The 8,616-nt window shown below is 45.6% G+C and carries 8 protein-coding genes; 1 reads left to right on the forward strand and 7 read right to left on the reverse strand.

Annotation, left to right across the window (positions count from 1 at the left end):
- Positions 1 to 68: 68 nt before the first annotated feature.
- The 5 genes from sfsA to Q7P41_RS08500 all read right to left on the reverse strand — a co-directional run bounded on the left by sfsA (position 69) and on the right by Q7P41_RS08500 (position 6,571).
- Entirely contained in the window at positions 69 to 1,238 is a 1,170-nt protein-coding gene (sfsA, locus tag Q7P41_RS08480) for a DNA/RNA nuclease SfsA (RefSeq protein ID WP_303883460.1), read from the reverse strand.
- Between the two features lie 646 nt (positions 1,239 to 1,884).
- Complete coding sequence (locus tag Q7P41_RS08485) at positions 1,885 to 2,814, reverse strand: ABC transporter permease (RefSeq protein WP_303883461.1); 930 nt, start codon at positions 2,812 to 2,814, stop codon at positions 1,885 to 1,887.
- Positions 2,815 to 2,820: 6 nt separating this feature from the next.
- Positions 2,821 to 3,885, reverse strand: coding sequence for an ABC transporter permease (locus tag Q7P41_RS08490; protein WP_303883463.1), 1,065 nt, complete (start codon positions 3,883 to 3,885; stop codon positions 2,821 to 2,823).
- Positions 3,875 to 5,431, reverse strand: coding sequence for an ABC transporter ATP-binding protein (locus tag Q7P41_RS08495; RefSeq protein ID WP_303883465.1), 1,557 nt, complete (start codon positions 5,429 to 5,431; stop codon positions 3,875 to 3,877). The genes Q7P41_RS08490 and Q7P41_RS08495 overlap by 11 nt, the downstream gene beginning before the upstream one ends.
- A 57-nt stretch (positions 5,432 to 5,488) precedes the next feature.
- Entirely contained in the window at positions 5,489 to 6,571 is a 1,083-nt protein-coding gene (locus Q7P41_RS08500; protein WP_303883466.1) for a BMP family ABC transporter substrate-binding protein, read from the reverse strand.
- A gap of 252 nt (positions 6,572 to 6,823) precedes the next feature.
- Between Q7P41_RS08500 and gpt the strand changes: the two genes are divergently transcribed.
- Positions 6,824 to 7,312 (forward strand): xanthine phosphoribosyltransferase, encoded by a 489-nt coding sequence (gene gpt, locus Q7P41_RS08505; RefSeq protein ID WP_303883467.1) that lies wholly within the window; start codon positions 6,824 to 6,826, stop codon positions 7,310 to 7,312.
- 177 nt (positions 7,313 to 7,489) lie between these two features.
- Here gpt and Q7P41_RS08510 read toward each other — a convergent pair whose 3' ends face one another.
- Positions 7,490 to 8,062 (reverse strand): biotin transporter BioY, encoded by a 573-nt coding sequence (locus Q7P41_RS08510; RefSeq protein ID WP_303883469.1) that lies wholly within the window; start codon positions 8,060 to 8,062, stop codon positions 7,490 to 7,492.
- Positions 8,063 to 8,083: 21 nt separating this feature from the next.
- On the reverse strand, positions 8,084 to 8,616 hold a 533-nt coding region (locus tag Q7P41_RS08515), incomplete at its 5' end, for a YigZ family protein (protein ID WP_303883471.1).

Consider the following 8,616-nt stretch of genomic DNA (forward strand, 5'->3'; position numbering starts at 1 on the left):
CAAACGCTCAAGATGCTCACGCAACAAAACCGACTTAACTCTCCTTTACACTGAACAAATATTTGCCCTTACACGCGAACTCCTGCTTTATCCCAAAGCCTGTCGAAGCGGAAATATATCAACATATCTATAAACTTCGCCATCTTTAAAGGGTCGCTCGGGAAATAAAACAGATGAGATTCACAGTGGCAGTCACTAGAACCAAAGCCGTGTATGGCGTGACTTGCCACGGAGGACAACCTGCTTGCCGTTAAGCATTCTATATCGTCCCGCGTTCTTATGGGTAGGTTGAGTACATTTTTTGCAACTTCACGCAGATAATCTACGTGCCAATGTAGATTTTTTCGCTTTCTTGCATGTCGATTAATTCGAGCGGTCAAGTTATTTGCGGCTGAGCCCACATAAACATAATATCCCGGATGCATCTTCAGGGTTCCCAATGCTCCTACCTCCACATCCTTAAATTCATCAATTTCAAATATGGATAGGTAGACTCCCCTATCTGCGACCTCTTCCTCTAAAAACTCCCAAGGAACAGAAATCTTGGCTGGCAAGTCACGTATGGACATATTATCGCTCCAATCCACGCCAACGGGAATCACGTCAATCGCATTGCGATGCCTGATCAAAGATATTGCAAATGCCAAATCCGTATGGTAATCCGGCACAAAAATCTCGGGTGTTCGGGAATTCACCAAGAATAAAAGGGCAGCACGGTAGCCTTTCTCCCTCAGAGAAGCAAGTTCTTCTACGTGTTTTCTGCCCCTGGCCGTCACGGCATCGGGGAAAGCCGCCACGTGACGACCAAAAAGAGTGCAGGATTTGACTTCAAGAAAGATCTTCTCGCCATCCTTCATCAATAGAAAATCTATGCGGCTTTTGTCCACGGTAATTTCTCGCTTTAAGATTTTTGCACCCGCCAGTTCAGCAATTAAGTCATTGCGCAACATCCAATCGACCACGTCATTGACCAAGTGGGTATGAAGCATAACCCAATTGCCCAAACGTTTCGCCGCTATTACCTTATAGGGCAATTCGCCTCTTGAAGGGGCGAGCAACAAATAAGCTCCCGGTAAAAGTATCTCCCACAACCTGCCAGGGTTAGGCAAATACGAAAAGGTCACACTTCCTTCGATCTCCACCTGAACTACGAAGCGATTAATTCTATTTAAAAAACGCCCCAACAAGAGCGGGCCTTTGCAAAGCTCAAACTCAGAGAAACTGTCAAAAAAGCTCATGATTTTCACTCCTTAGCCGCGAGCTCGCCATGACAATTTTATCATCCCAACATCATGCAGCCATCGGTTACGATGCCAAGATGCCCATTAAAAGAAATCACAACAAATGGTCAATATTAGTCAATTCTTACCTACTCTTCATATCGCTCTTTATATTGCAAATTCAGCCTTAAAAAATCATTTCATGGAAGGCGTGAAGACTTCGCAAAGACAAATTGACTTTCTTGCATATCATATATTTCGCGAAGAAGTTGTCATAAACAAAATTATGAGGTATATTAAATTGCCAACTAGACAACGTGCAAAACTCGAGGAACGACGTCCTAATCTCAAATTGTCCGTAAAGTTACGTTTACAAGAAGGCGAGGCAACATCCCTACGTACATTGCGATCATCGAAACAGTCGCGAAGCATGCAAAGTGTAAGAAGGGACTGACTAATATTGACCATCATGCGGGGAAAACTGAATGTATCGCGCTTAAATGAGCACAATCTCGTGATGAGCAATTAAAAGCCGATGACGTTACGGGTAATAAGTTAAGGGATATAAGGGATATTAAGGTTAGGGCGCATACGCCCGCTAAAACGAAGCTAAGGGGCTTAAATCTAGACAACCGCAGCTCGTTCTTTTAATAAAATATAGCCGCTACTCCCTTTCTTCCCTATAAAAGGGAAGTCCCAAGGCACTTGGAGCGCCAAGCATCCTTCCTCTTCCCTTGAAGACCGATATGACAACCAATACCGCGATTGTCAGGATATAAGGAAGCATCATGAGCAAAGGAGCAGGAACCGTAGTTCCACCGGCTTGAATCCTCATCTGAAGGGCCTCTACTCCACCAAATAAATATGAACCTAAAGCGGCTCTAAGAGGATTCCATATGGCAAATATGACCAGCGCTACTGCTATCCATCCTCTGCCAGCCGTCATCAGGTCAACCCACATGTGACTGTAAACGACGGTCAGATAAGCACCTCCGAGGGATACCAGGCCTCCCCCAAGCAGTGTCGAAGCATATCTCACGGCAGATACCGATATTCCAGCGGCTTCGGCTGAAAGGGGACTATCGCCAACAGCTCTTATCATCAAGCCAAATTTCGTCTTGTACATCAAAAACCACACAACGAAAACGAGCAAATAGGAGATATAAACCATCACGTCTTGGCTGAAAAACACGGGTCCAACTATGGGAAAAGATGACAATACGGGCAGAGCAACGGCTTGAAGGCCTGCAATGGTTTCTCCCACATAGCCTCGCCCCAAAAGGGAACTTACCCCGGTACCAAACATGGTCATGGCAAGTCCGCAAATTACTTGATTCGCCTTTAACGATATGCATAAAAAGGCGTGTACGACGTTTACGGCCATGCCCACAAAAAAAGCTGCCACGAGGCCCCAAAAAGGTGATCCAGTGTTGTAGGTCACGATAAACCCCACGTAGGCTCCAATCAACATGATCCCTTCAAGTCCGAGGTTCAAGACGCCCGATTTCTCGGTCATTATCTCACCCAACGTAGCGTATAAAATGGGCGTACCGCTTCTTACGGCAGCAGCTAAAATTGGAACGATCAATTCCATTGCGGGTCACCTCTTTCTGGAGATAAAGCTCACACGGTAATTCCTGAAAAATTCCCCTCCGAGCAAGAAAAACAATATCAATCCCTGCAATATCTGAACACTTGATAGCGGTAGGCGCATGGCTATTTGCAAATTTTCCCCACCGACAAATAGGGCTCCAAACAAGAAGGAGACAAAAATTATGGCCAAGGGATGCAACCTGGCCAGCCAGGCAATTATTATCGCAGTATATCCGTAACCTACGGCAAAGCCCGGTTGTAAACGCCGATGCAACCCGGCCATCTCTGCCATTCCAGCCAGGCCTGCTATAGCGCCCGATAAGAACATGACTAGTATTACATTTCTTGTAGACCTTATACCCGCGTAATCCGCCGCTTTTGGGTTTTGACCGCTCACCCTTATTTCATAACCCCATACTCCTTTTCTAACGACGATCCAAAGGATAAGGGCGATTATAACGGCAAAAAATATTCCAGAATGCACTCTGGTGGAGAAAAATTGATGTAAACGTGCGCTTTTAGGGAAAAGAGGCGTCATGGGAAAGCCTAAGCTGGTAGGATCGCGCCATGAACCGTAAACGAAATATTGCAACAAAAGTATGGCAACATAATTCATCATTAACGTTGTAATAATCTCGTTCACGTTCCATCGGGCCTTTAAAAAACCGGCAAAAGCTCCCCACAACCCCCCAGCCAGTAAGGCCGATATCCCCATGCAGGCCAACATGACCACAAAGTTGTCGACATATAAGTACCTGACAAAGGCCGTGCAGGCCAATGCCCCCAGGACAAATTGTCCTTCCGCTCCAATATTCCAAACTACCATAGTGAAAGAAAGCGCAACAGCCAGAGAGCACATTATGAGGGGTATCGTTTTTGCCACGGTTTCGCTCACGCCGTAAAAATCTCCCAAAGATCCGTCAATCATCATTTTATAAGCTTCCAAAGGGTCAACCCCCAAAAAATGAAAAACTAAAGCGCCGCTTGAAAAAGCCAGGACAATTGATGCCAAAATAATGCAAACTTCTTGCCATTTAGTTATATAAAACCTTTTCTCAACCTTAATCCTCATCGATTACATTTCCTCCCCCAACGCTTGTCGGTATACCCGCCATCATCAACCCTATCTCTTCTATGTTTTCGGCCTTTGGCCCTTCGATCATGCCCATGATCTTGCCTCTGTAGATGACGGCTAACACGTCGCTTAACGCCAAAAGCTCGTCTAAATCCTCGGATATCAACAAAACGGCAGAGCCGTCATTTCTTGCCGACAGCAGTTTTTCCCTGACGAAAGCCGTGGCCTTGACGTCCAATCCCCAGGTAGGATGCATCGCTATTACTACTTTTAGCTCTCCTGACAGTTCCCTTGCCAATATCAACTTCTGTAAATTCCCCCCGGATAACATCCTCACCGGGATATTGACTCCTGGCGTTAAAATTTCATAACTTTCCACCAAGGACTTGGAATCTCTGTAAACCTCGTCCCAATCTATAAAAAATCCCTTCTTGAAAGGAGGCTGCCAATATTTGCGCAGAGCTACATTTTCCGCTACGTTCATGTTTGGAACTAAACCGACTCCCTTGCGGTCAGACGGGATATACTTAACCCCCAGGTCAACCATCTGCCTTGCCGAGGCGTAAGTCACATCTTCGACCGTAAAATACAGTCTTCCGCTTTCGATCTTTCGCATCCCGGACAATGCTTCCGCCAATTCGCCTTGCCCATTGCCGCTTACACCAGCAATGCCCAATATCTGGTTTTCCCTCAAAGTAAAACTTATGCCGTCCACGGCAATTAGCCCTTTGTCGTTCTTTACTACGATATCCTCGGCCACCAAAAGAGGTTTTCCATTCGACTTCGGCTTTTCCTCGGTTGCTCGGACTTCGCTGACTCCCGAGGTGCCAACCATCATTTCGGCCAGCCTTTCAGGGGTTGCCTCAAATGTCTTCATGGATCCCACAACCCTGCCCCGCCTAAGAACTGTTATTCTATCGGCGATCTCAAAGACCTCCCTTAGTTTATGGGAGATGAAAACTATGCCGTAATCTTCTTCTTTCATGTGTTTTATGGTTATAAATAAATTCTCAATTTCCTGAGGGGTTAAAACGGAGGTAGGTTCGTCTAAAATCAATATATTCGCTTCATGATAAAGCATCCGCAAGATGGCAACGCGCTGCTGTTCTCCTATGGAAAGCTGCCACACGGGCGTCAATGGGTCTACGTCAAGGCCGTAACGTTGTGAAAGCTCTTTTATCCTCTCACAAATAGCATTTTCATCAATTACGAACTCCATATCCCTGCTTCCAAGGGCCATATTTTCCCACACAGTAAGGCTCGGCACCAACATGAAATGTTGATGGACTATTCCGATTCCCCTAGCTATGGCATCCTTGGGAGAATGAAAGACAACTTTCCTGCCATTAACCACAATTACTCCATCATCTGGCTGGTATAAACCGCATAACACACTCATTAGGGTGCTTTTTCCGGCTCCGTTTTCCCCAAGTAGCGCATGAACCTCTCCGCACTTTAAGTCAAAATCCACTCCATCATTCGCCTTAATGCCATAGAAAGCCTTAGTAATTCCGCGCATCTTAACTAAATAGTTTTCAGTCATGTCGCGACCCCAATCCATGAGGGGCATGCAGAAAATCCCTGCACGCCCCTTGCAATTTTATTTAGGGAGCTCCCCTTCCACTCCTTCGACGAGCCAATTCATAGATATCAAATCCTGGTCAGTAAGCTTTTGTCCTTTTTCGACTCTAACTTTGCCCTGATTATCCTTAATTGGGCCTTCAAATACATCCCATTTGCCCGAAACAATACGTTGTCTTTCGCTTTCCACAAGTTCCTTTACGCTTTCAGGCACATCTTTTCCGTAAGGAGCAATATCGACCATGCCTTCTTTTAACCCCCACCATATGTCCTCAGGTTCCCACGTGCCATCTATAACTTTGCCAACCGTGTATTTATATACTGCTCCCCAATTCCAAATGGGCGCCGTGAGATGCTTTGTGGGAGCATACTTTGACATATCGTTGTTATAACCAATGACATATACTCCCGCCTCCTCAGCGGCTTGTGGGACTGCACCGGTATTGGCATGCATGCCCAGAACATCGGCTCCGGCATCGATTAAAGCCTTAGCTGCCTCCTTTTCCTTGCCGGGATCTATCCAGGAAAAGAGCCACACCACCTTTATCTTTACGTTGGGGTTTGCATGGCGAGCGCCTAGTGCAAAGGCATTGAGTGCCCTTATTACCTCAGGAATGGGATGGGCAGCTACAAACCCAATGACATTTTTCTTGGTCATACTGCCTGCAACCAATCCAGTCAAATATCTTGACTGGTACATTCGTCCAAAATATACGCCTACGTTATGTGCTCTCTTAAATCCAGAGCAGTGCATGAATATGGTATCCTGATGCCTCCCAGCTGCTTCCTGGACGTAATCCATGTAGCCAAAGGATGTGGCGAAAATCAATTTTGCGCCATTTCTGATGAAATTTTCCATGGCCCTCACCGAATCAGGCCCCTCGGGCACGGACTCCACATACATAGTGGTCACGCCTGGGAAAGCCTTTTCTACATCTAGTCTCCCCTGGTCGTGCATGTAGGTCCACCCGCCATCCCCAATGGGGCCATTGTACAACCAGGCCACCTTAAGCTTATCGGCGGGAATGGCTTCAAAGGCCATTAGAGGAGTACAAAAAATGGCAACCATTAAAAGAGCGACAATTAAAACTGATCTCTTCACCTTATTTCAACCTCCTCAAAAAAATTATAATTGTCAGTTAAAATTCTACCGTCTTTCTCGTTTTTATTGAACCCCTCAGCTAAGCAAGTAGGGCCATTAGTCCTCTTTGGTGATCAAAAAACTTGCAGGATTTCCAACTACGCATTACTCGTTTCCGGTACGTTGTGGTGTTAATTAATGCTAGAATACAATTGCATCGCAATTTACTATAACCAATAACACAAATAACACTTCCGTGAGGGGAGATCGCCTATGGTCAGTAAAAATCGTTATAAAAGAACTTTTCCGGTGTCGTGGGACCAGCTTCACAGGGACAGCAAAGCCCTAGCTTGGCGTCTGATCGATAAGGGTCAGTCCTGGGACAAGATAATCGCTATCGTTAGGGGTGGCTTGGTTCCGGCTGCCATTATCGCCAGAGAACTCGATATCCACTACGTCGATACCGTTTGTGTGTCAAGCTACACTTTAAAGGAGCAGGGAGAGCTGAAGATAATAAAAAGCATAGAGGGCATTGACGGGGGGAATGCCCTCATTATTGATGACTTGGTGGACACTGGCAAGACCGCCAAAATCGTAAGGCAAATGTTGCCCGATGCTCATTTCGCCACGGTTTACGCAAAACCTGACGGAAAACCTTACGTAGACACCTATGTCACCGAGGTCAGTCAAGACACGTGGATTTTATTTCCCTGGGATTCTGAAATCCAGTTTGTCGAACCGCTGATACAACGAATGCCTTAACCTTTATGAATCAATTTAAAAGCGCGTTTACCGTTACGTCTTTTTACAAAATTATTTAAAACATTTATCGTTAATTTTTAATCTTTCCTCACTTTTATTACTTGACTACTTATTAATGCTAAAATATCAACTTGCTTTCTCTTGTTACATTTTACACATTCTGGCAAGATCCCTGGTTTATGTCCCTGTCTTGAGTCCGGCTCTTGCCCTCATATTTAAAAGCTGCGGCGCTACCCTAGAGGCAAGGATGGCCGCCGCAGCTGCTTTTAATGCGTCTGCAGCCAAAAAGGGTAAGATACCTATCTTTATCGTCCCAATAAAAGAAACTTCCTTGCCCACAACGAAGTTTAAATTTAGATATAAGCCTATTATTCCACACAAGTAAATCGCCAGAAGCCCTAAAAGGGAAGAACCCAGAAATCGAAAAAACTTCGCTTCTCCACTTGACACCTTACCTGTCACATAGGAGGCAAGTATAAAACCCACCAAATAACCACATGTGGGTGAAAATAAGATGTGCGGGCCGCTTGCGCCCGCAAAAACCGGCAATCCGATCAACCCCATTCCAATGTACACGGCTTGCGACATTGCTCCCCACTTTGGCCCTAAGCACATGCCTGAAAGGAGTACAAAAAATACTTGTAGTGTCAAAGGAACGATGGGAAAAGGGATCCTTATCCAAGCCCCAACGGCCGTAAGACACACGAACAAACCAGCTAAAATAACCGATTTCGTTTCAAAGTCAAACACGAACGTCATCACCCTCGCAAGTTAGTAAGCTCCATCTACCCAGCTCCACGAGAAAACCCAACCCTGCCCTACGTAATTTGAAAGCAACTCTTCTACCTCTTCAACCAAAAAGTCCGGAATCTTACCATAAAGACGGACTTTTTCTCCGTATAGTGCCTCCCAGTTGGAGTCGTCTATTCCCATCGATTTAAACTGTGAGTATATGAGGCTCTGCTTATCGTAAGGCACCTCGATCATTATTTCTTTTCCCTTAACCTTTCGGACAACCCCGGCTGCCTTTATTGCCTCCCTCGCTGTTTGGCCATATGCTTCAATGAGCCCCCTAACGCCAAGCTTTATTCCTCCAAAATAACGAGTAACGACGATGACCGCATTGGTAAGGTTTGCTCGTTCAATTTCACCTAAGATAGGCTTGCCCGCCGTCCCGGAAGGCTCACCTCCATCGGAATAATGCTTTTGAGGAAAATCAACGCCCACCTTGTAAGCCCAACAATTGTGTGTTGCATTGGAATGCTCTTTTGATATTTCTCTGATGATCTTTTTTGCCTCTTCTA

It is taken from the genome of Acetomicrobium mobile, from assembly GCF_937920065.1.

Coding starts and splice junctions, on each gene's coding strand:
- sfsA (WP_303883460.1), bottom strand. CDS start 1,238: ATGAGCTTTTTTGACAGTTTCTCTGAGTTTGAGCTTTGCAAAGGCCCG.
- Q7P41_RS08485 (WP_303883461.1), bottom strand. CDS start 2,814: ATGGAATTGATCGTTCCAATTTTAGCTGCTGCCGTAAGAAGCGGTACG.
- Q7P41_RS08490 (WP_303883463.1), bottom strand. CDS start 3,885: ATGAGGATTAAGGTTGAGAAAAGGTTTTATATAACTAAATGGCAAGAA.
- Q7P41_RS08495 (WP_303883465.1), bottom strand. CDS start 5,431: ATGACTGAAAACTATTTAGTTAAGATGCGCGGAATTACTAAGGCTTTC.
- gpt (WP_303883467.1), top strand. CDS start 6,824: ATGGTCAGTAAAAATCGTTATAAAAGAACTTTTCCGGTGTCGTGGGAC.